Origin of the sequence: Hydrogenophaga crassostreae, assembly GCF_001761385.1 — a bacterium.
Lineage (GTDB): Bacteria > Pseudomonadota > Gammaproteobacteria > Burkholderiales > Burkholderiaceae_C > Hydrogenophaga > Hydrogenophaga crassostreae.
Genome location: NZ_CP017476.1, coordinates 2,426,045 through 2,446,975, shown reverse-complemented (window position 1 = coordinate 2,446,975; position 20,931 = coordinate 2,426,045). Strand labels below are relative to the sequence as shown.

Annotated in this window: 23 protein-coding genes; 9 read left to right on the top strand and 14 right to left on the bottom strand. The window is 57.0% G+C overall.

Annotated elements, in window-relative coordinates; genetic code table 11:
* Positions 1-9: 9 nt before the first annotated feature.
* The 4 genes from LPB072_RS11265 to LPB072_RS11250 all read right to left on the bottom strand — a co-directional run bounded on the left by LPB072_RS11265 (position 10) and on the right by LPB072_RS11250 (position 5,532).
* On the bottom strand, positions 10-1,767 hold the full coding sequence (locus LPB072_RS11265; protein ID WP_066089608.1) for a hypothetical protein: 1,758 nt from the start codon (positions 1,765-1,767) through the stop codon (positions 10-12).
* 35 nt (positions 1,768-1,802) lie between these two features.
* Positions 1,803-2,207, bottom strand: coding sequence for a cupredoxin domain-containing protein (locus tag LPB072_RS11260; protein ID WP_331000277.1), 405 nt, complete (start codon positions 2,205-2,207; stop codon positions 1,803-1,805).
* A 177-nt stretch (positions 2,208-2,384) separates the two neighbouring features.
* Entirely contained in the window at positions 2,385-3,653 is a 1,269-nt protein-coding gene (locus LPB072_RS11255) for a copper resistance protein B (protein ID WP_407927798.1), read from the bottom strand.
* Between the two features lie 28 nt (positions 3,654-3,681).
* Entirely contained in the window at positions 3,682-5,532 is a 1,851-nt protein-coding gene (locus LPB072_RS11250; RefSeq protein ID WP_066089602.1) for a copper resistance system multicopper oxidase, read from the bottom strand.
* A 599-nt stretch (positions 5,533-6,131) separates the two neighbouring features.
* Between LPB072_RS11250 and LPB072_RS11245 the strand changes: the two genes are divergently transcribed.
* The gene (locus LPB072_RS11245; RefSeq protein WP_066089599.1) at positions 6,132-6,413 is read left to right on the top strand and encodes a CopK family periplasmic copper-binding protein; all 282 of its coding nucleotides are present in this window, start codon (positions 6,132-6,134) and stop codon (positions 6,411-6,413) included.
* 257 nt (positions 6,414-6,670) lie between these two features.
* Entirely contained in the window at positions 6,671-6,982 is a 312-nt protein-coding gene (locus LPB072_RS11240) for a BON domain-containing protein (protein WP_066089596.1), read from the top strand.
* Between the two features lie 213 nt (positions 6,983-7,195).
* Here LPB072_RS11240 and LPB072_RS11235 read toward each other — a convergent pair whose 3' ends face one another.
* The 3 genes from LPB072_RS11235 to LPB072_RS11225 all read right to left on the bottom strand — a co-directional run bounded on the left by LPB072_RS11235 (position 7,196) and on the right by LPB072_RS11225 (position 10,072).
* Positions 7,196-8,578, bottom strand: a complete 1,383-nt coding sequence (locus LPB072_RS11235; protein WP_066089593.1) for a heavy metal sensor histidine kinase — start codon at positions 8,576-8,578, stop codon at positions 7,196-7,198.
* On the bottom strand, positions 8,575-9,261 hold the full coding sequence (locus LPB072_RS11230; RefSeq protein ID WP_066090819.1) for a heavy metal response regulator transcription factor: 687 nt from the start codon (positions 9,259-9,261) through the stop codon (positions 8,575-8,577). The genes LPB072_RS11235 and LPB072_RS11230 overlap by 4 nt, the downstream gene beginning before the upstream one ends.
* Positions 9,262-9,640: 379 nt before the next feature.
* Positions 9,641-10,072, bottom strand: a complete 432-nt coding sequence (locus LPB072_RS11225) for a MerR family transcriptional regulator (RefSeq protein WP_066089590.1) — start codon at positions 10,070-10,072, stop codon at positions 9,641-9,643.
* Positions 10,073-10,184: 112 nt separating this feature from the next.
* Here LPB072_RS11225 and LPB072_RS11220 point away from each other — a divergent pair, with 112 nt between their 5' ends.
* The 6 genes from LPB072_RS11220 to LPB072_RS11195 all read left to right on the top strand — a co-directional run bounded on the left by LPB072_RS11220 (position 10,185) and on the right by LPB072_RS11195 (position 14,431).
* On the top strand, positions 10,185-10,601 hold the full coding sequence (locus tag LPB072_RS11220) for a hypothetical protein (protein ID WP_066089587.1): 417 nt from the start codon (positions 10,185-10,187) through the stop codon (positions 10,599-10,601).
* A gap of 188 nt (positions 10,602-10,789) precedes the next feature.
* Positions 10,790-10,975, top strand: coding sequence for a hypothetical protein (locus LPB072_RS11215; protein WP_066089584.1), 186 nt, complete (start codon positions 10,790-10,792; stop codon positions 10,973-10,975).
* Entirely contained in the window at positions 10,972-11,424 is a 453-nt protein-coding gene (locus LPB072_RS11210; RefSeq protein WP_066089581.1) for a DUF302 domain-containing protein, read from the top strand. Before LPB072_RS11215 ends, LPB072_RS11210 begins: the two co-directional genes overlap by 4 nt.
* A 109-nt stretch (positions 11,425-11,533) precedes the next feature.
* Positions 11,534-11,680, top strand: coding sequence for an SHOCT domain-containing protein (locus LPB072_RS11205; protein ID WP_231943489.1), 147 nt, complete (start codon positions 11,534-11,536; stop codon positions 11,678-11,680).
* A gap of 120 nt (positions 11,681-11,800) precedes the next feature.
* Positions 11,801-12,046, top strand: coding sequence for a DUF2933 domain-containing protein (locus LPB072_RS11200; RefSeq protein WP_066089575.1), 246 nt, complete (start codon positions 11,801-11,803; stop codon positions 12,044-12,046).
* A gap of 6 nt (positions 12,047-12,052) precedes the next feature.
* Positions 12,053-14,431 carry a heavy metal translocating P-type ATPase gene (locus LPB072_RS11195; protein ID WP_197508943.1) on the top strand — a complete coding sequence of 793 codons (2,379 nt, stop codon included), beginning with the start codon at positions 12,053-12,055 and terminating at the stop codon, positions 14,429-14,431.
* Positions 14,432-15,014: 583 nt separating this feature from the next.
* Here the strand turns inward: LPB072_RS11195 and LPB072_RS11190 are convergent.
* The 4 genes from LPB072_RS11190 to LPB072_RS11175 all read right to left on the bottom strand — a co-directional run bounded on the left by LPB072_RS11190 (position 15,015) and on the right by LPB072_RS11175 (position 17,819).
* Positions 15,015-16,448 (bottom strand): DNA cytosine methyltransferase, encoded by a 1,434-nt coding sequence (locus tag LPB072_RS11190; protein ID WP_066089572.1) that lies wholly within the window; start codon positions 16,446-16,448, stop codon positions 15,015-15,017.
* Between the two features lie 66 nt (positions 16,449-16,514).
* On the bottom strand, positions 16,515-16,718 hold the full coding sequence (locus tag LPB072_RS11185) for a hypothetical protein (RefSeq protein ID WP_066089568.1): 204 nt from the start codon (positions 16,716-16,718) through the stop codon (positions 16,515-16,517).
* On the bottom strand, positions 16,715-16,957 hold the full coding sequence (locus LPB072_RS11180; RefSeq protein WP_066089565.1) for a hypothetical protein: 243 nt from the start codon (positions 16,955-16,957) through the stop codon (positions 16,715-16,717). The genes LPB072_RS11185 and LPB072_RS11180 overlap by 4 nt, the downstream gene beginning before the upstream one ends.
* Before the next feature lie 145 nt (positions 16,958-17,102).
* Positions 17,103-17,819, bottom strand: a complete 717-nt coding sequence (locus LPB072_RS11175; RefSeq protein WP_066089562.1) for a DUF3577 domain-containing protein — start codon at positions 17,817-17,819, stop codon at positions 17,103-17,105.
* Between the two features lie 172 nt (positions 17,820-17,991).
* Between LPB072_RS11175 and LPB072_RS11170 the strand changes: the two genes are divergently transcribed.
* Positions 17,992-18,222, top strand: coding sequence for a hypothetical protein (locus LPB072_RS11170; RefSeq protein WP_066089559.1), 231 nt, complete (start codon positions 17,992-17,994; stop codon positions 18,220-18,222).
* Between the two features lie 594 nt (positions 18,223-18,816).
* Here LPB072_RS11170 and LPB072_RS11165 read toward each other — a convergent pair.
* The 3 genes from LPB072_RS11165 to LPB072_RS11160 form a co-directional block, all read right to left on the bottom strand.
* Complete coding sequence (locus LPB072_RS11165) at positions 18,817-19,293, bottom strand: toll/interleukin-1 receptor domain-containing protein (RefSeq protein WP_231943486.1); 477 nt, start codon at positions 19,291-19,293, stop codon at positions 18,817-18,819.
* Between the two features lie 645 nt (positions 19,294-19,938).
* On the bottom strand, positions 19,939-20,172 hold the full coding sequence (locus tag LPB072_RS23435; protein ID WP_157559289.1) for a hypothetical protein: 234 nt from the start codon (positions 20,170-20,172) through the stop codon (positions 19,939-19,941).
* 81 nt (positions 20,173-20,253) lie between these two features.
* A complete protein-coding gene (locus LPB072_RS11160) occupies positions 20,254-20,916 on the bottom strand; it encodes a transmembrane anchor protein (protein WP_066089553.1) in 663 nt (220 codons plus the stop codon).
* Positions 20,917-20,931 lie beyond the last annotated feature (15 nt).

Here is a 20,931-nt window from a genome sequence, read left to right as displayed (position 1 = left end):
CAGCGAGTCTCAGTTCGCCGCTGTTGCCGCATCTGACGCATTGGGTGATGGCGTCGTGCCAAACAGCATTTGCTGCATTTGCTCCCGCTCCGCAAGGGTGGGCCACGCGGGGTTTTCGGGTGTAGCGGCAGGTGGTTGCGCCGAGCTGGGTGCATGTGCCGGATCAACACGCCCTTGAGCGTCGAAACACACAAGGCTGTAAGTCTCGTTGACGACCAGGTCCGGTGCACCGCACTTCAGGCGAACGAACCAGTCGGCCAAACGCAAGGTTTGCCCGGCCATGGCCTCAAGGGTTGCCTCGCCTCGCGCAAGTGCCACGTACAAGGTGTGGGGGACCGGGTGGACCCCGCTCATTGGGTCGAGCAGGAAGACAAAGGAGGCGTGTGGGGTGACGCCGTCGTCGTCGCCACTCGCGCAGCTTGGCCCACTTGCGCCCGACACGTCGACAGAGCTGTAAACCGGAGCAAAGCCACCGCCGGGCGTGCGGAAGTTGGTGGTCTGCCCCTTATACAGGCGCGCGGCCATCCACTGCACTGCGCCGTTGTAGGTATAGGCGCGAAGGTCGTACTTCATGGCCTTGGTGGCCACTGAGGCCTCCGCCGCTACGTCTGCTACCGTCACGTCCGCAGAGTCGATCACCCGTTCCCCCGGGGCGACGATGGCCTGGGCAACGTAGTCACCGGCAAGGATGTCCTGCCAAACCCGCTTCGTCAGCTTGTCGCCCCGATAGGCCGCGCGGCTGCCGAAACCCGCCACTGGCTTGAAGAAAAGGCTGCGCCGCGCGTCCCAAAAACGCTGCGCATCGGCGGCGTCGACCACCTCGGTGCGAGGCACATGCGCCAGTAGGATGTCCTGCGTGGCCTGCGGCACTTCCAACGCCTGCAACTGTGCGGCGTCGCTGAACAGCGCGAGGTGCCGCTTGTCGGCGTACAAGGCGTGGACTTGCGGGTGCGGTGTCAGCACCACCGCTTGCTGCAGGTACGCTTCACGCAGTGCGGCGCTGCTGGGCTGCTCCAGGTAAAAATCGGTCAAACGGTTGTAGACCAGATCGATGGCCAGCTCACCGTGCCACAGCACGCCGTCGCGCCATTCGAGCGTTGCAGGATCGGCGATGACCGTTCGCAGGCCGTGGCGTTCGAACAACCGCTGAAACAGCAGGAATTCGGGATAAAGGTACTGGTCCTCGGGCGCGAGGTCGACAATGGCGATGGACCTCAGCGGGTGCCTCACATGGACCCCCGCGGTTTTGTCAGCCGCGCCCGCCTGTTGGGCAAGCTGCCATTCGTGGCGAAACATGTCGACGATTTGCTGCTCAAATGCAACCACGCTGGCCAGTGAGGGCACCATGCCTTGCACTTCCGTGCAACAGGCCCGCTGGGCTCGGGCCAGCACCGCATTGAGCATGGCGCCACCCGCATTGGTGTTCACCTCGATCAGCGCCAGCTGACCATGGCTCAAGTGAAAGTCATACCCAAAGAAAACGCCCAACGGCCCGCTCGTGCCCAGTCGAGCGATTTGCGGCGCAGCGGCCAGCACCTGTTCTCGAAAGGCTGGAAGCGCTACCACCGACTCGACGGCTTGCATCACCTGCGCCATGCGCTGCAACTGAGGTGCCGGCACGAATACCGGCTGTGCGGCAAAGAGAAACGGGCAGCGCTGTCTAACCATCTCGGCCAGGCCTGCCTGCCCCAGCACCGAATCAAGGGCACGCGCCAAAGCGCTCTCGTCGAGGCTAAAACAGAAACATGCACCATTGAGCAGGTCCATTGTGTTCGTCGGCAACACCAAATGAGGGCGGAGCCCTATTGAACGTTCACTTTCCCAACCATTCCCGCCTCCATGTGTCCGGGGATCAAGCAGGCGAAATCGACTGCACCCGCTTGGGTGAATTTCCAGACCAAGCCGCCACGTTGACCAGGCTTTAGCGTGACCATATTTGCTTCAGCATGCTGCATGCCTGGCATCTTCTGCATCATGGCAGCATGCTCTTTCAGCTCGCCCAAGCTTCCAATGACCATTTCGTGAGGCACTTTGCCACTGTTTTTCACAAAAAAACGGATGGTCTCACCCGCTTTGACCGGGATCTGGCTGGGTGTGAATCGCATGCTGTCATCCATTGAGAGTTCGATCGTGCGATCGACCTTCGAGGCATCTCCTGCCTGACCAGCGGCAGAGTCGTGATCCGCTTCCATCTTCATGCCGGCCATGCCTTTGTGCGAAGCATTCGCGTCACCTGCAGCGGCATGGGTGCCCCCTGCCATTGCGAAGACTGGGACGGTTGCGAGAATCAAGGTTGAGAGTGTTTTGTACATATTGTTCCTAGGATTGGGTTGAGAGAGTTGAGAGAAAGCTACTAGTTGAGGTGACGGAAAGGAGAAGCAAAGTTAGAACCAAAAACGAACGCCTGCCACCCAGCGGGTGTCGCCAGTGGATGCGCCTTCAGAGCGTGCGATATCAGCGGTCTTGCCAAAGAGGGCCGTGCGTTCCACACCGATATAGGGAGCGAACTGGCGGCTGATCTCGTACCGAAGGCGCAAGCCAGCTGAAGCATTCGAAAAGCCGCGACCGATCCCTCTTGCCAAGTCGTCTTTTCCGTAGATGTTGACTTCGGCACTGGGTTGAAGAATCAATCTCTGGGTGAGGAGAAGTTCGTATTCGGCACCCAAACGCAGGGCCGTCCGGCCGCCGTTACCGACATATGCTGCGGCGTCAACCTCGAACCAGTAGGGAGCCAAGCCTTGTACGCCGAAAGCCAACCACCCACGGTCGGGTCCGGTGCCGTTGTCAATGCGCGCTCCTGCCTGGGCGTCCCAGTGGGTGGCAATAGAACGGCTCCAAAGCGCTTCTGTGCGCGAATCCTCAATTTTGCCGTTCGCCACCTCACCCTCGGCCTTCAGCACGAATCGGTTGTAGTCTCGGCCGAACCACGCTTGCGCGTCGTATGCGGTAGTGCCATCGCCTTTGCTCAGTCCATGTTCAAGGCTATTGAACATGACTGAGGCAAAGTTGTACTCATCAGCCAGTCGCAGTTGACGTGGTCCGGCAAGTGCGTAGGGACCGTCTTCCAAGGTGTAGCCGCCTGAGTAGGCATGGGGGTCTCTGGCATCTGCCGGAGCACTTCCCCCTTGCATTTGCATATCGCCATGGTCCATGGCGCCCATGTCTCCCGAGCTGGTTTTTTCAGCGGAGGCCCCACCATGGTTCATGCCCTTCATCGTACCGGCAGATTCAGCAGGTGTGCCTTGGCCCATCTTGCTGTGGTCCATGCCCTTCATCTCTTCCATGGGCATGGAGGCACCACCATGGTTCATGCCCTTCATCGCACCGGCAGATTCCGCAAGTGTGCCTTGGCCCATCTTGCTGTGGTCCATGCCCTTCATCTCTTCCATGGGCATGGAGGCACCACCATGGTTCATGCCCTTCATCGCACCGGCAGATTCAGCAGGTGTGCCTTGGCCCATCTTGCTTTGGTCCATGCCCTTCATATCGGGCATGACCATAGGGACCATCGACTCAGGCTTCTTTTCTATCGGCGCGGCTGTGGCGGCTTCGGGCATGTTGTGGCCCGGCATCGAGTTCGTTGTTTGAGCGAGCGTTGGTCCCACTCCAGCGGCGGCAATTGCCAGCAACAACCATTTGGACTTCTTGTTCATCTATTTGCTTTCGTTCTGTATTGATGGGTTAGGCCACAAGCACTTCGCGGAACATGCCCGCTTCCATGTGGAACATCAGGTGGCAATGCCACGCCCATCGGCCCATCGCGTCTGCCGTCACTAGGAAGCTGACGCGTTGTGCGGGCTGCACCGGGATGGTGTGGCGACGTGCTTGAAACTCGCCTTCTGCAGTTTCCAGTTCGCTCCACATGCCGTGCATGTGCATGGGGTGGGTCATCATGGTGTCGTTGTGCAAGATCACGCGGACCCGTTCGCCATAGTTGAATTTCACTGGCGTTGATTGACCAAACTCCAATCCATCAAAGGACCAGGTGTAGCGCTCCATGTTGCCTGTCAAGTGCAACTCGATTTCGCGTTCGGCTCCCCGTGGATCCAGTGGGCCTCCAATGGTGTGAAGATCGGAAAGTGTGAGTACACGCCGGCCGTTGTCCCGAAGGCCAATGCCAGGATCGTCAAGATTGGTCCGCGCCATATCCACCCGCATGTCGGTGCTTGCGCCGTATTCGGTGCTCGCATGGCGAGCCTTGGTGCTTGGCGCCGCAAGCGACCCACCGCCAGGCATTGCATGCTTGCTGTGATCCATGGCCATAGCGCCATGATTCATTCCTGCCATTCCCTGCATGCCATTTGCACCGCCGCCCATCTTCATTTGCGCGCCATGCGACATACCGGCCATGCCCGCCATTCCACCCATATCGCCGCCCATGGAGCCCATCATGTCCGCCATCGTCAACCACTGAGGCTTGTCCGGTTGAGGTACCGGTGCGTCCAGACCAACACGGGTCGCCAGCGTACCTCGCGCATAGCCAGAACGGTCCATCGACTGGGCAAAGATGGTGTGTGCGTCGTCGGTTGGCTCCACCAAGACGTCGTAGGTTTCACCTGGTCCAAAACGGAATTCGTCGACTGTCACGGGCTCTACGTTCACACCGTCGGCCTGTACCACGGTCAGTTTGAGGCCGGGTATACGAACGTCATAGAAGGAATTGCCGGCACCATTGATGAACCGCAGGCGAACGCGCTCTCCTTTGCGAAACAGCCCAGTCCAGTTTCCAGCGGGGGTCGCACCATTCATCAGGAATGTCAGCGTGTCTGCTGAGAGATCTGCAAGATCGGTGGGGTTCATCCGCATGGTGTTCCACATCTTTCGGCGGCTGACCGCTGCGCTCACGCCATTTTGAGATGCGTCACGAAAGAAATCGACAGCGGTTGGCTGGAGCCTGTTGTAGTAGTCGCCTTGAACCTTCAATTTCGCGAAAACCCGCATAGGATCTTCGTCGGTCCAATCGGACAAGAGCACCACGTGATCTCGATCAGCTCGAATGGCGTTGCCGTTCGCTGGCTCGACGATGATCGCGCCATACATGCCGGTCAACTCCTGCATGGCTGAGTGGGAGTGGTACCAGTAGGTGCCGCTCTGTTCGACTTTGAATCGGTAAGTGAACGTCTCACCAGCCGGAATCCCGGGGAAACTGATGCCGGGCACGCCGTCCATTTGGTAGGGAAGAATGATCCCGTGCCAGTGAATGGAGGTTGTTTCGCGAAGCTTGTTGGTGACACGAATGGTGACGGTGTCACCCTCACGCCAGCGAAGCGTTGGCGCTGGAATGGAACCGTTGATGGTGGTTGCCATGCGCGGGTTGCCGGTGAAGTTGACCGCAGATTCGGCAATTTCAAGGTTGAATTCGGTCCCCTCTAAAACGGGTGCGCCGCCTGCTGGCTTCTTCGACTCTTGAGCCCAGCTCATGGCTGGAAGAGACGACATACCCAGCAGCACGCCGCCGGATGCAAGGCCTTGAACAAATTGCCGGCGCTTTGGGCTGGGTAACAGGTGTGAATTGATCGCTTGGTGCTTCATTGAAGGTGTCCTTGGTTTACACAACGGGCACCTTGGTCAGTGATGAAGAGAAGCCTCATCGAGACCAGCGATGCACCGGTTAGGGAAGTAGCTTATTGAGTCGCGACTATCAGTAGGGTGACGCTCAAATTACAGAATTGACATCTGGGTCACGTCGGCATCTCAGCAAGCCCAGCTGTCGATTTCTCGTGCTGACTCACGATCAACGAACCCTAGTAGATCCCCCAAATAATTGAGCTTCGCCATAAGCGCCGCTGGCCAGCACATCCTTCGAAACACGCCGATGCTGGATAGTCAGGATCAGACAAGTCAATTCCGCTTATCTGTGTCAATGGCCGCATCACTCACGCAAGCAGCACTGTCTCATTCGGCTAGCCGAGCCCCAATTTTTTGGCACCACTTCAATCTGGATACTGATCTTTCCCTGGGGCCGGGCGTGTGGTCAGTGGCACGTACCTAGCCAATCTTGTCAAGCAGCTAACGTATTTGTAACTTCTCAGTGGGTCTGCTGAAAGGGTGGTCTTTCTAAAGTACGTTCTGTACCGGTTTGGTACGGAAGAAGCAGCACATGTTGCATCTAAACACCCAAAGGAAACACCATGAAACTCAAGAACTCTCTCCTCATCTTGGCCATTGCCGCAGCTCCTGTCTTTGCCATGGACGCTCAGCCCTCCAACCTGAGCAAAACTGTGCCCCTCAAAGGCGGCGAAACACTTTACGTCTTTAAGGATGGTCGCATGGCCAAAGCCAACCAATTTGGTCGTCCGGTGTTTCTCAAACAAGGGGAAATTCTGACCCCGATTGATGGCCAACCAATTGCCGCAGTGGGCAACGAAATTGCGCAACTGTCCGGACTGATTCGCCGAGGTCACCACAATTGAAGCTCCGAAGGCGAAGCAGCTTCAACCTCCTCAGAAAGAGTTGCTTCGACCTTGCCTTCAGGGGAAGAAGCTCGGGGGCGCAGCCTATAACCGCCCATCGAAGTGGGCCACCTCCTGCCCAGGCGTGCCCAATCAGGTCGTACGCTGGTTCAGCGCCTTTCATTGCCCCAAAGACCAAAGAGACCCTTTTTCCACTGCGAGGCTGCTTTCCACAGCGGCAGTTTCCATTCCGAATCATTGAACCACAGGAGCTAAAGATGAATCTATTCAGTAGACAAATGGCGCTGGGAGTATTGCTCGCAGGAAGCATGGCAGCCGGATTCGCTCATGCCGCTGGGCAGGACGCGAACCTAGCAAGGCTCGTGCAGCAGCGAGTTGAACAACCAGACGTCCTCGAGACCAAATCGTCTGCCGTGTCTGTTCAAGTTCAAGACGGTAACGTGCAGCTGAGCGGCTGGCTTCAACATGCCAACGACTATCAAAAAGTGCACGCGATCGTTGCGGCTGTTCCAGGCGTCAAGACTGTGAGCTCAACTTTCAAGTCATGGGCATCAACGCAACACCCCTAGTGTTGAACTGACCGTTTTGGCGACGTATCGCTTCGTCGCAGATGCTTGGACATCGCCCGCTTCAAAGGACACCTGCTCGGGTCGAACAGGTGTTGAAAACTGTCTAGAGTCGCGGATGGAGTCCGCACAATCGTTGCCGCTTAGGCCAATCCCTTCAAGAGTGAGGTGAACCGCCCCGGTGAGGTTCAGAAGTGATCATGCGCTTACGTTGGGTCAAGCCGTTGCGGTTGGAAATCTCAAACTGAAAAGTGTCTTTCCTCCCAGTGAGCTCGCGGCAGCTTCGCCCCCGTGAGCGCGCATGATAGCTTGGGTGATGGACAATCCCAGGCCCGCGCCTTCCGCCTGAGGATGTGCTCTGGCGCTGTCAGCACGGTAAAACCTGTCAAATAGTCGAGGCAGAACGTTTGTTGGAATGTCGCTGCCAGCATTGATCACGTTGAGAGTCACGCCATTTGCAGTTTGGTTGATGGAAACTTCAATCGACTCGTTAGGGAATGTGTGTCGCAAGGCGTTGGAGAGCAAGTTGCTGATGGCTCTGCGGATCATGAGCCGGTCACCTATCGTGCCCCCTTCACCTGTCAGCAACAAGGCAATGCGCTTTTCCTCTGCAAGTGCCTCATAAAAATCGAATAGAGCAGAAACTTCGTTTTCTAGTGCAACGAACTCAGGATTGGGAAGTGAGATACCGTTTTCGGTGGTGGCAAGGTACAGCATGTCCGAGACCATACGGGTCAGGCGCTGAAGCTCCTCCGAATTGGACGCCAAAATTTCTTCGTGTTGGGAGACGGAGCGTTTCTGTGAAAGCCCAACCTGGGTCTCGGTCAACATATTACAAATGGGCGTGCGCAACTCGTGAGCTAAGTCCGAAGAAAATTCGGTGAGCCGCTGGAAGTCAATCTGCAGGCGCTGAAACATCTCGTTGAGTGTTTTGGCCAAATCGGCCATCTCAACGGGAACCGATTCCACCGGCATCCGTTGATCCAGATTCTTGATGTTCACAGAGTGTGCTTGGGTCTTCATTCTTCTAAGCGGACGAAGCCCACTGTGTGCCGCGAACCATCCCAGCACTCCGCTGAGAAGCGTCGCCACCAAGACATAGATCACCAGCGTTCTCTGGAAAATCACCATGTAACGGGCATGGTGCTGGGTATTCAACACCACGAGTATGCTCAGTGGCGCAGGGGAGGCTCCAGGAGCGACCATCTCCCCCTCAAGGGCACGGTAGCTAAGCCCATTTCGCGTCCAAAATATGAGGCTTTCTACCGGGGATTCGTCTCGTACTCCATCCCCCATTGCTAGTGCTGCCGAATCAGGTGTGGCGTAGATCACATCGCTGCCCAACTGAATGCGCGCAGCAAGGTCCTTGTGGCTCTGGAGCACGTCCGCAAGCCGGTTCGCGAGGTCGGTTCGATCCGTTGATTCCGCTCCGATTTCCTGAATGAGGTGCAGCTTGTCCTGCAGTGCGGCACGATCCAGGTCCATGAAATGGCGCTCAACCGAATTCGAAATCAACCAGCCCAGACCCAACAGGATGGATGCAGAAATCAGGGTGAAAAGAACGACTATTCGGGCAGTGAGTGACAGGCGGCCAATCACACAGCCACCTCGGGCTCCTCGATGACGTAGCCCATGCCTCTGACGGTTTGCAAAAGCTTGTGTTGAAACGGGTCGTCAATTTTTGCTCTGAGACGTCTGATCGCAACTTCGATGACGTTTGTATCGCTGTCGAAGTTCATATCCCAGACTTGAGATGCAATGAGCGAACGCGGAAGCACTTCGCCGTGGCGGCGCATCAAGAGTTCCAAAAGCCCGAACTCCTTGGCAGTGAGGTCGATGCGCTTTCCTTCACGGGAGACCCGTCGACGCAGCAGGTCCAGCTCAAGGTCCATGACCTTAAGCAAGGTGACCTCTGTCCCAGCTCTCCCGCGCCGGAGGATGGTGCGAACCCGGGCCAGCAGTTCAGAGAAAGAAAACGGCTTGACCAAGTAATCATCTGCACCAAGCTCAAGGCCCTTTACTCGGTCTTCAACATGGTCCTTGGCTGTCAAAAACAGCACAGGAACATCACACCCCGAGGCTCTCAGACTTCTGATTATTTGCCAACCATCCATGCCCGGCAGCATCACATCAAGGATGGCGAGATCGTAGCCACCTTCCATGCTCTGGTGTAGTCCGTCGACGCCGTTGCTGACGAGGTCCGCAACATAGCCTGCCTCGCTCAGTCCTTGGCGGAGGTAATTGCCCGTTTTGGGTTCGTCTTCCGCGATTAGTATCTTCATGGCGCTGTTCCTTTCGATTTCGAAGAAGTGTGCGCCTTTTGATCGGTCAAAAAGCAAACATGTCAGATTTGTAATCGTGCGGTTCTGTAGTTGATACCTATACGGGAACAGACTCCACTTGCCAAGATCAAATTTTGCCAAATGGAAAACAATGCACCAACCACGCCCCCGTCAAAACGGTGCTCTGCGGTGCGATTCGCTCGAATCTTTTGAAGGTTGAAGGAAGGCCATCATGACTCTTCTTTATTCGAAGAATTTGCCTAAACGCGCTGTGTCGCAAGAGCAACCGCTCAGCCGGGGGGCAAACTCAGACAGATTCCGAGTGGTGTCGCCTGGGTTACCTGAAGAAAACCAGGCAACCGATGAAAGCGATTCGGTATCAGTCACCGGTGCCCATCAGCGCGTCGATAATCGGGCACTGGTGCGCCTGCCCTGTCGCTATACATTTTTCGAGAAGACTGTCCAATGCCCTCTGCATGCGCGAGAGGTCGTCAAGCTTTCGGTGAATCTGATCGAGACGCGCCACAGCCACCGATTGCACCGCGCGACGGTTGAGCCCGTCGGCCAGAGCAAGCAGCGTGGTCACCTCGTTCAGCGAGAAACCCAGGCCCTGAGACCTCTTGATAAAACCGATGCGGTCAACAAGTTCAGGGCCGTAATACCGAATCCGGCCTATTGGCTCGGGGACAGGAAGCAACCCCCGACCTTGGTAGTACCGAATCGTCTCAACGCCAACATGCGCAGCCTTGGCCAAGTGCCCGATGGTCAGCGCCTGATCATTTCCCTTGCTGCGATTACTTTTGATAGTCATGGACACAGCATATCTGCGCGCCCTGTACCTCAGCCCAGAGTGCGTTTGACATAGATCAACCCATGCCCATGCTGAAAATTGACAATCGATCAAAGCACCCCAAACTGAAAGCATGACCCACTCTTCGATCAACCGGACCAAGCGCTGCACCGTACTCACGGTGTTGATGGTGTGGATGTTCGCCTTGGGAGTCGGTTGGTTCGCCGCTTGCCATGTTCAGGGTCACGCCGCTGACAACCAGGTGGCAACCAATGGCGCCTTCTTGGCCGTTGGCGCATTCGTCCCACTTGACCATGGCCTCCCCGGCGATGGAAAGGGCGCGCCATTGGAAGACTGCGACGATGGACCAGGCGCGATCGTCAAGTCATCCACAAGTGTCGACTCTATCTTTGTCGCCATGTCGCCTCCGGTGGCGCCCGAATGGGCTGTGCAGCTCTCTGCCGCGGCAGCCGAAGATTTCCTGCCCGCCCGGCTTGCGCCAGGCCCACAAGTGCCCTTGCGCACCTGCTACTCGCGACTCGTGTTGTAGCCAAAGGCCGCTGGTAAGGCAAGGTGTGCCGCGCCGCGCACCTTCTCCAGCGCTGCCCTTCATTTTTCGCTTGACTCTGTACCCAGGTACAGCGTGCAAACTCGAAAAATCATCTTTGAAGGTTCGCTTTCGCACAGACGGCGATCCGTTCCACTGACATTCTTCCCGTTCACTAAAAGGAGCTCAACATGACCTTCGCCCTTTCTCTTTTTGCATTCTCCGTTGTGACCACCTCAGCTCTTGCATGGCTGTCCTGGGTCGCTGCAACCGATCGTCAAAGCAAGCGTCAGCCTGCAAGCGTCATTGCGATTCAGGTCCCCCAAGCCAATCCCCAGGTGAAAACGTCGGCCACCACACAGAAGGGCCAATCATGAGCACCGCCCCCACCACAGCCTCAACCCCGACAGCCACTGCTTACGGGTTTCATTGTGAAATCACAGGGAAAGGCTTCGCGAAGACAGTCGAACGCGTCACCGAAGCGCTGAAGAGCGAAGGCTTCGGCGTGCTCACCGAGATCGACGTTCAAACCACCATGAAGGCCAAGCTGGGGGTGGATGTTCGCCCTTACCGGATTCTCGGCGCCTGCAACCCGCCGCTAGCGCACCGAGCCCTTGAGGCAGAGCCCGACATCGGCTTGCTGCTGCCTTGCAATGTGGTCGTGCGCGAAGAGGCAGACGGACGCCTCTGTGTCGCCTTCATGGACCCCGTGGCCGTTTTGCAGATGACCAGCAACCCCGAAGTGGCCGCTGTTGCCCACGAGGTGCGTGAGCGGTTGATGCGGGTAAAAGATTCCCTTGCCGCTCCCTCCATCAACGCATCCTGATTTAGAGGGACAAACCCATGTACTTCAACGATGGCTATTTCATGGGCGGCATGCACGGTCTGTGGTGGATTTTCTGGGTGGCGCTGGTTGGCGTGATCGCGTTCTACGGATGGGGGAGACCCAGCGAGAAGCGCCGCCCCCCCGCGAGACACCCCACGAAATTCTTCGCCGTCGGCTGGCAAACGGTGAAATATCGACCGCGCAGTACGAAGAGCGCAAGACGCTGCTGGATCGCGACAGCGCAGGCAAGGCGTGAGAAGAATGAAACGGGTGGTGGCTTCTGAAAGTTGCTTGACCTTCACACGATGTCAGGGTCTATCTTCCAACTAAAGGCCAAAACCATTGGTCTCAAACGACCAGAAGAGGACGGATCCAAATGACAACGATCGAACACAAAACGCCCACCCCACAATCGCGGAAAGCGCTGCTAAGCCGCCCGTTCAAGACTGCCTTGTGGATGGTCGCTGCCGTGGCTAGTTTCTTTCTGGTGCGCGAGAACTGGGCGCTTTTTTCCAACAACTGGATTTATTTGCTGCTGTTGGCCTGTCCACTGATGCATTTCTTTCACGGACATGGTGGCCATGGCGGCCATTCCAATAATTCCAACAAGAACGAGGAGTAAGTAGCCATGGACATGAAACCAAGCCACGCCCACACCCACGCGGGCCACAACCACGGTGCTGTAACGCCTCAAGGCCATGACGAAGGCCTTAAGGATCCTGTGTGTGGAATGAAGGTGACCAAGCAATCTGAGCACCACGTGGAACACAAGGGCAAGCCCTATTTTTTCTGCAGCGAAAAGTGCCAAACAAAGTTTGTCGCCGAGCCTGCCCGCTACACCGGAGCCGGCGCCGCGCCTGCCCCTGTCGGAACGGAGCCGCAAGCTGCTGGAGCGATCTACACCTGCCCCATGCACCCAGAGATCAGGCAGGACCACCCTGGCAGTTGCCCCAAGTGTGGAATGACACTGGAACCGGTGATGCCATCGCTGGAGGATGACGAAAATCCTGAGCTGATCGACTTCACACGCCGCTTCTGGTGGACCTTGCCCTTCTCTATTGCAGTCATGGTGTTGGCAATGGCAGGTCATAGCCTGGGGTGGTTTGCCCCGCGCACGCAAACCTGGATCGAATTGGTGCTTTCACTACCCGTCGCGTTATGGGCAGGATGGCCGTTTTACGTGCGGGGTGTTCAGTCGCTGGTCAACCGCAGTCCCAACATGTGGACATTGATCGGCCTCGGCACGAGTGTTGCCTTTGTTTACAGCGTGGTGGCCACTTTGGCGCCGCAGATCTTCCCGGCGGCTTTTGTCACCAACGGCGCGGTAGCGGTCTATTTCGAAGCTGCAGCGGTCATCATTTCACTGACACTGTTTGGACAGATCCTCGAATTGAAGGCGCGATCACAAACGTCGGCAGCCATCAAGTCGCTGCTCGGCCTGGCGCCCAAAACGGCGCGCCGTATCGCAGAAGATGGCACCGAAGAGGACGTTCCTCTGTCCAATGTGCACGTTGGAGACCATCTGCGTGTGCGGCCGGGCGAGAAGGTGCCTGTGGACGGCATCGTGGTCGAGGGCTCCAGCGCACTGGATGAGTCCATGCTGACGGGTGAACCGTTGCCGGTCACCAAGCGCGTTGGCGACAAGCTCATTGGTGCGACCATGAATACCAGTGGTGCACTGGTGATGCGCTCGGAACACGTAGGCTCGGCGACCGTGCTGTCGCAAATTGTGCAAATGGTCGCTCAGGCACAGCGGTCTCGCGCTCCCATGCAGCGCATGGCCGACGTCGTCGCTGGTTACTTTGTGGTGACCGTGGTGGGCATTGCCATATTGACCTTTTTCGCCTGGGGCCTGTTCGGTCCGGAGCAGGGGTGGGTTTTTGGTCTGATCAATGCCGTCGCGGTGCTGATCATCGCCTGTCCCTGCGCGCTGGGCTTGGCGACACCCATGTCCATCATGGTCGCAACTGGCAAAGGCGCCACCAGTGGCGTGCTGTTCCGAGATGCGGCGGCCATCGAGAACCTGCGCAAGATCGACACCCTGATCGTCGACAAGACAGGCACGCTCACCGAAGGGCGCCCCGTGTTTGAGAAGGCCTTGGCGGCCAATGGCTTCAAAGAAGTTGATGTGCTTCGCCTCGCCGCGAGTCTGGACCAGGGCAGCGAACACCCATTGGCCGCTGCCATTGTTTCGGCAGCGCGCGAGCAAGGCTTGGATTTGTCCACACCTGAGCAGTTCGACTCGGAATCCGGGATTGGCGTGCGAGGCACGGTCGACGGCAAGGCACTGTCGCTCGGTAACACCGCGTTGATGGATCAACTCGGTGTTTCGGTCGCGGCATTGAAAGGACAAGCCGAGGAACTGCGAAGCCAAGGTGCCAGCGTCATGCACCTTGCAGTCGATGGCCAGTTGGCTGGCCTGCTGTCGGTGTCGGACCCAGTCAAATCGACCACGCCCGACGCTCTGGCGGCTCTGCGCAAGTCGGGTCTTCGCATCATCATGGCCACTGGTGATGGCCTGACCACAGCAAAGGCTGTCGGCAAACGTCTTGGCATTGAGGAAGTGCATGGCGAAGTCAAGCCTGCAGACAAGCTGGCGCTGGTCGAGAAGCTGCAAAAGGAAGGCCGTGTGGTTGCAATGGCAGGCGATGGCATCAACGATGCGCCAGCACTGGCCAAGGCCGATGTCGGTATAGCCATGGGGACGGGAACCGATGTGGCGATGAACAGTGCTCAGTTGACCCTTGTCAAGGGTGACTTGCGCGGCATCGCGACGGCACGCGCTCTCTCGGTTGCCACAGTGGCCAACATGAAACAAAACTTGGGTTTTGCGTTCATCTACAACGCCCTGGGTGTGCCCTTGGCTGCAGGCGTTCTGTTTCCCTTCACTGGTTGGCTGTTGTCCCCCTTGATCGCAGCATTGGCGATGAGTCTCAGCTCTGCGTCGGTGATCTTCAATGCACTTCGTTTGCGGGGTGCAAAACTGGATCAAGAGGGCGATCACTGATCGCTCTGAATAGGACCCCTATGCAACAGCTGTTAACACCACGCCCATTTGACCTCGATCAGCGCTTCAAACCCATCGAGGTTTGGCTTGTTCGTTGTTTGAGATGGGCAGCGGATTTCCATTCTGCTTCCTCGATGTGCCTAGCACAGTTCACCTGTCGTGCTGAGCCGCACCGGGGCGGTTCAATAGTGGTCTCGTTCCGCGAATGACCGGTTGCGGCACTAGCAATCTTTCAGGCGAAAACATCGAATATCTGGACCCAGCCGGCCGACCAAGGCTGCACCTTGGTGAACGCTGGCTTATGGCTTATGGCTTATGGCTTATGGCTTATGGCTTATGGCCTACGGCGTTGGGAAGGCGGCGCCATGAAGCTGACCTTCGATGAGTGCAACTGGCTTGCCAGGATTGACTGTTGGTAGCGCGTGGGAACCGTCTCTGCCAAACAACAACCTGAACGGAGCTCGCTAGCGTCTGAGACCGACCGCAGCTGGAATGACGTTTGGCGCTCCTCAGGAACATTGGCACAACCAATAGAAATCACCCCTGAACCCAAAGGCGCAGGGGTGTTTCTCAGGTCTCACAATCACCCAATCGCACCGTTCAGCCTATTGGATGTAGCGCAGGCCCCCAACCAGACTGGCCCTTCATCGCGCAAGCGCTTGAAGCTCGATGCCAGCTCTTGGAACAAGGCCCGGAAGGGCTCAAACGCAATCCCCTGCCCCAACACTTCGTGGGCTGTCGTTGCAGTCAGGCCCGCAATCAGTGCCTGAGGAACTCCTTTGATCCTGGCGTGCTCCGCAGGCGTGAATTTGCGCATCAGCTCATGGTCTAAAGGATGCCGAACAAAAGGGTCGGTCGACCCGCCCTTGTTGTACGACTTGCGGATCGTCGGAACACTCGTGGACTGTTCGTCAACGAGCTGCATGGCAAAGCCCTTGCCTGCCGCCTTGTCGCGAACCGCCTTGTCTTTCAGGTAGGCCATGCCTGACCAGCAAGGCGCGTTGGAATCAACCGCATCGAGCAGTTCCCCCAGGACAGCACCAGAGGCCTGTCCTGGAGCGGCAACCGCCTCCACGGCAGACAACCCGTCGGTGGTGGCCACCATGGCCCAACGCACCCTGTTTTCCAAAGAGCCAAAGTCGCGGGCACGCAAAACGTGCTCTCGTACCTGGTAGCCCATGTCCCGAAGCTGCGAGCGCAAGATTTGCGCCGATGCACTGCTGCGGTAGTCTTCAACGTTCTCCAACACGATGGCAGCAGGCTGGAGCTTCTGAATCAACGCCAGTGCCGCGTAAATCAGGTGCCCCACCTCTGGGTGGTCCTCCATCATGGAAAGGCCCCTCTTGGCCTTTCCTGCACGAGAAGCACCAGAGCAAGGCAAGCCCATTTCCAGCACCTCCACTTTCGGCACCTGTCGCATCAACCATTCGTCTTGCACCAGCTCCTGAATTGGAGCGCACAAGGGAACGGTATGCGTACTCACCGGGTTACAAGTCAACGACTGCTCCACGTAGGTTTCTTCAATTTCACAAAGGACTTTGAGATCCAGATCGATACCTGCGGCCGCAAAGCCCGCGTGCGCTGCGTTCGACAAGACTCCAGCTCCATGAGCTATGCTGGCGCTGGCCAAGCCCTCCTCCGAGGACAGTTTCGCGCGCAGACGCTCTACCCGCTCGGTTTTGGCCTGTTCAGACGCGGCACGCAACACAAAGATGCCGTCAGGCCTGACGATGACACGCACAACCTGTTGCCCAGCCAAAGGTGCCAAGGCTTCGTGGTTGTTGATGTCAATGACAGGCGTGCTTCGACCATTGCGCTCCTTCTTGCTGACAACGTAGCGCCCGGAGCTGTTTGAAACGAGCTTGATGCCCTGCGGTTGCGCCACAACGTCAAAACGTCCACCGGGTTCAAGCCCGGCTGACTTCACACGCAAGGTTTCCAGCCAGAGTCGCGGTGCGCCGCGATGCAATCCAAGTTTGTTGAGCCAGTAGCCCAACGTCGGTGTGATGGTTTTCATTTCCGTTTGTCCAAAAGAAAACCCCCCGGCCTTGCGGCACGAGGGGTTGTTTGCAGAATTCGTCATCTAGACGAGGGTGATGATTTGGAGCGCTTCACGCGCCCCTTGTTCGAGTTGCTCTCGGGTTTGCCAGCTCAAGGTGCTGTGAAACACCACGTTGCGCATCGTGTCTTCAATGCGCTCGATGTGCTCCAGATCCGAAACACCGGTCGCACCCCTGATCAACGCCTGGTAGAACGAAAGCCCACCGCTGGCCACCGAGGCGGTCATGGTGCGACTTTCTGCGTCCAGGTGTCATCGCAGAGCGCTTGGACTGCTGCTTCCTCAGAGGCGTAATACTCATTGGACTCACGCGAACACGGTAGGCCTTCGCTCAAGGTTCCGATGTAAAAGCCCGCGTTGGACTTCAACACTTGAACCTCTTCGCGTTGCTTGCAGTAGACGTATGCCAGATACCCATAGCAACGGAAGTCGAGGGGTGCACTGGTGGTTTTGGTTGCTGCGTTCATAGGGAAATCTCCGATAAAAATTGCGCGATCGGAGACACCCCGTACCCGGCGTGGAATCTCGTACCACGCGGGTTTGCAAAAAGGAAAACGGCAAGAAAAAACCCTCGGCCGCAAAAGCAGTGCGAGGGTTTAGGTGGGTTACAGCTTAGGCTGCAACGGGTTCACGAACACCCTTAGGTGAACGCGAAAACGAGGGCCGAGCCTTCTGCATGGTGGGCACTTCTTGCCGACGTTGCACTGGAGGTGCTTCGGCGGCAGCAGGAGGTGCTTCGTCTGCTTCGGGTTCTTGCTGGCTTTCATCAACTGGAAAACCTTCGAACTCTTTCGAGGATGCAGGCTGTCCATCTTGGGGCGACGCTTCATCTTCAGCTTGACGCGAGTAAACGCGCTCGCCGTCGATGGTGATTGTGTTGATCAGAAGCAGGCGACCTTTGATGAGGCACGCCATTTCCTTCTCACCGGTCTTGCGACCGTCCACTTTCACTTCGCGTTCGTACATGTGCGGGTAGATGTCCCCGACTTTGAACGAGATCACAACCTTGCGGTTCTGATCCACGTCTTCCATGCACTTTTCGACCAGTTCAGAAGCTTCCTGGCCGGATACACGCAAATCGAGGTAGGTGTAGTCGGGCGACTCAGCATTTCCACGCAACGCAGACACGCTGCATGCGAGAAATGGCTGAGCTTTGCGACCTGCCTGCTTCGGTTGAACCCAGCGAACACGGTTGAGATAACCGATGCCGGACGTGTGCAGATTGAAGTGGTTGGTTTGGGTAGTAGCGTTCATTTCAAAGATCTCCAAAAAGAAGATCGAGAGAAAACGCACACCCTCCTCCAGCCGTAAGGCCAGATCGGGAAGCATTTTCTTCCCGACCGGGTTTACAAGGACTGAAACTCTGGACCTGACTTTGGGGGTCAGACCGTGCGCCTTTCAAAAGTTGAGACGCTGCGTGGTGCCCGAGGGCTCATCACGGGCAGAATCTACCATGCCGGATTTGGGGCCGTCAATCCCCTTTTTGTGAACCTGAGACCCGATGAAAACCCTGGAGCTTTACCGCTGGGAGCACACCGATCCACTCACCGGAAAAACAATCAAAACCCGCTATTTGCTCAGCGAGGATGTAGCCGGATCGCGACTGGTAAACCCGGTGCGCTTGGATCACACGCTGGAGCGCCGTACTGTGCCACACAGCCCTGCGGACTGGCACATGACGGGCGCTTTCCGCAATGCGCCAGGCAATATGCATCCGCGAAAGCCCACTTGATTTGCTTGAGGTTTCACACCTCTACAATGTGCCTTGGGAACTGTTGAGTCCCCACACATTTCCTCCCTATGTGTGGCCGGTCTGTCCGGTTGAACAGCCTGGCGGCGTTGAAACCGCCAGGCATTTTTTTGCCTGATTTTGAGAGATGCCCATATGCTTGGATGGTGGTTTTTTGGGGTATCCGTATCCGTATCCGTATTCGGCTGAAGGAGAACATCTCCTCGAAAAGGTAAAACGAGCGAACTTTCCCTCTGAAACAGAGGATTTGAGGCACAAATCGTATGCCCGCCAGAGGCTGGGTCCAGACATTCAAGCTTGAAGGCTGAACGTTCGTGATCGCCGTAACCGGTCCTTCGTGGCGCTAGACGTCAATCGACCGCTGGCCTACCCAGACCAGTCATTCGATCGAGGCCAAAAACCGAAATCTGAAAGGTTGTCCATTGAAACGGGTGAAGTCCACACTTCAAAGATCGCTAACTGGAGACGCTCAGGAGCTGCTATCGCCACCAATAGAGGTCATTCGACCTTAATACCCAACGGCCCACTCAGCCAATCCCTTTGAAATGGATGGTGCGGCGATAACGGTGCGGCCTTCTAAGGTGCTGTTAGCACCTGGACCAGTTCGGCAATCTTTGTAGCGACTACGGCCATAGAGTCCTCTGCCGTACTCAGTCCGCTTCGAGATGCCAGCATAGGGCTGACATTGCGCAACGCTTCATACGTCGTGTTGTGGATGATGGGAACGAGCAAATTCCCCGCGAGAAGTGTGGACAGCTCTTTGTCGGCGACGCTCTCGGTCGGCAGGCGCTCCAGCAGCGCAGGCGTCACCAGCACGAGTCCGATGCGCGAAGCAGCCAGCCCCTTGTCGATGGCGCGCATCATTGGTACGCCAAGAGGAAGATCGTTCTCGCTGAACCAGACTTTTACGCCGGCCACCACCAGCAAATCACGCAACTCCTTGGCGGCGCCCTGCCGATCGCCCCATGCGTGGCACAGGAATACGTCGCGCAACTCGGGCTGGGCCGCTGCTCGGCGCTCGACGGTCTCGCGGATCGGCGTGAGGGACTGCACTTGGGCGGGCGTATACGAAACGGACGAACCGGCGCGCGACCAGCGCGGCTTGGGGCTGCCGCCAGAACTGCCACCTCCAGTGCTGCGACTCCCCCCGCCGGTGCCCGATCCATAGGACGGACTGGAGCTGCTGTATCCGCTGCCATAGCCGCCCCCATAGCTGTATCGGCCGCGGGAACTGCACGCGGGGCAATTCTCAGCCGCGGATGCGGTTCGGTGTCCGCGTGATGGTGCTGTGCATTGAGCCATTCATCCACTCCTTCTACGATGTTGTCGCCAAAATATCTCTATTTAAGAATTTCTTCGACTTCAATTATGACGCTTTAGTTGCTTCAATTTAGAACTATCGTTCTTCACTATTGCCTTAACGGCGACTTTGCAACGCCTCTCGCCGCACTTAGTTGCGACATGAGCTGGGCGTCGATCGCTGAGTTGTCTATCTGTTCTATGCAGTCGTCAGGCCACTCAGAAGACCAACATGTAGTCGTGTGCTTCGTGCCTAAAATTTGAAACAAATCTCCGCTTAGCGTAGGGTCGACTCGCGCCGGTGATGACCTGATAAATCGGTCGTTCGGTCTGGCTCAACTGTGAGAGTCAGCTTCCTGGTGTGGCCGCGAACTGGCATTGCCGGCCACAAGGAGCCACTCATGATTTTTGTAAAAACCGGTCTTTCGGCGGTGAACTCCCATTGAAGTTACGGTGTTTCCACCGAAAGCCGGTTTGAAACTGGATCAGCAGGCGCCAGTTTCTCTCAATCGTGGCTGTGTCCGTGGCCAGATTTTTCGCCATTGTCCTTGTGGCTGAATTGTCGCAAGCGGTGAGTGTCACCAGGAAGCAAACGATCAAGAGAGTGCTGCCGAGGGTTTTGAGAGTTTTCATTGAAAATTTCAATTGAGAAGGAGGTTGGACGATGGACAGTGAAGTGGCGCAGCGATCAGCGCCACTGCGCCACTTTTTGCATCATTTTTTGATTTCGCTGTAGTCGCCACGGGTGCGGAGGATCAGTTGAACATCCGACTGACCCCGGTTGCGCCAGAACCAGCCATGGTTGCCCGTGAAAGCCGCCTCCAGAACACCTTCATCAGAAGCTACGCCTCGACCCTTTTCATAGCTGATGGCTTTGCCTGGCGCATCGCCGTGTGTGTCGAAGTTGACTTCGCCACCTTTGACCACCCAAGCGTATTGAGCCTTGGCGCCTGCAACCATCTTCATCTTGATTTCCGTTCCTTCACCAGGCGTCAAAGTAAAGGGGATTTCGTCCCGCCACACCACCTTGGGTGCCGCTGGTTGGACAGGAACACTCGCGGTGTTTGCTGGTGCAGGCTGCGTTGCTGGTTGCGCCGCATTGGCGTTGGCGATAACGGATGCCACGGTTGCAGTTGAGTCTGCAACTGGTGCGCCTGCTGTATCCGCTGCAGCTTCTGCCGCCAGTTGTTGCTTGACCTCGCCCATCTCTGTCATGCGCAGGACGCGGCCGATGCCGGTGGGATCGACGCCGTACTCGGCTGGCAGCACGACGACGACCAGAAGAACCACGGCGGACACGGCAGCCAGGATGGTGGATCGCAGAAGCTGTTTGGAAGATGGTAGCTCGGCTTGTGAAGGGGTATCGCTGTTGTACATGTTGATAATTCCTTG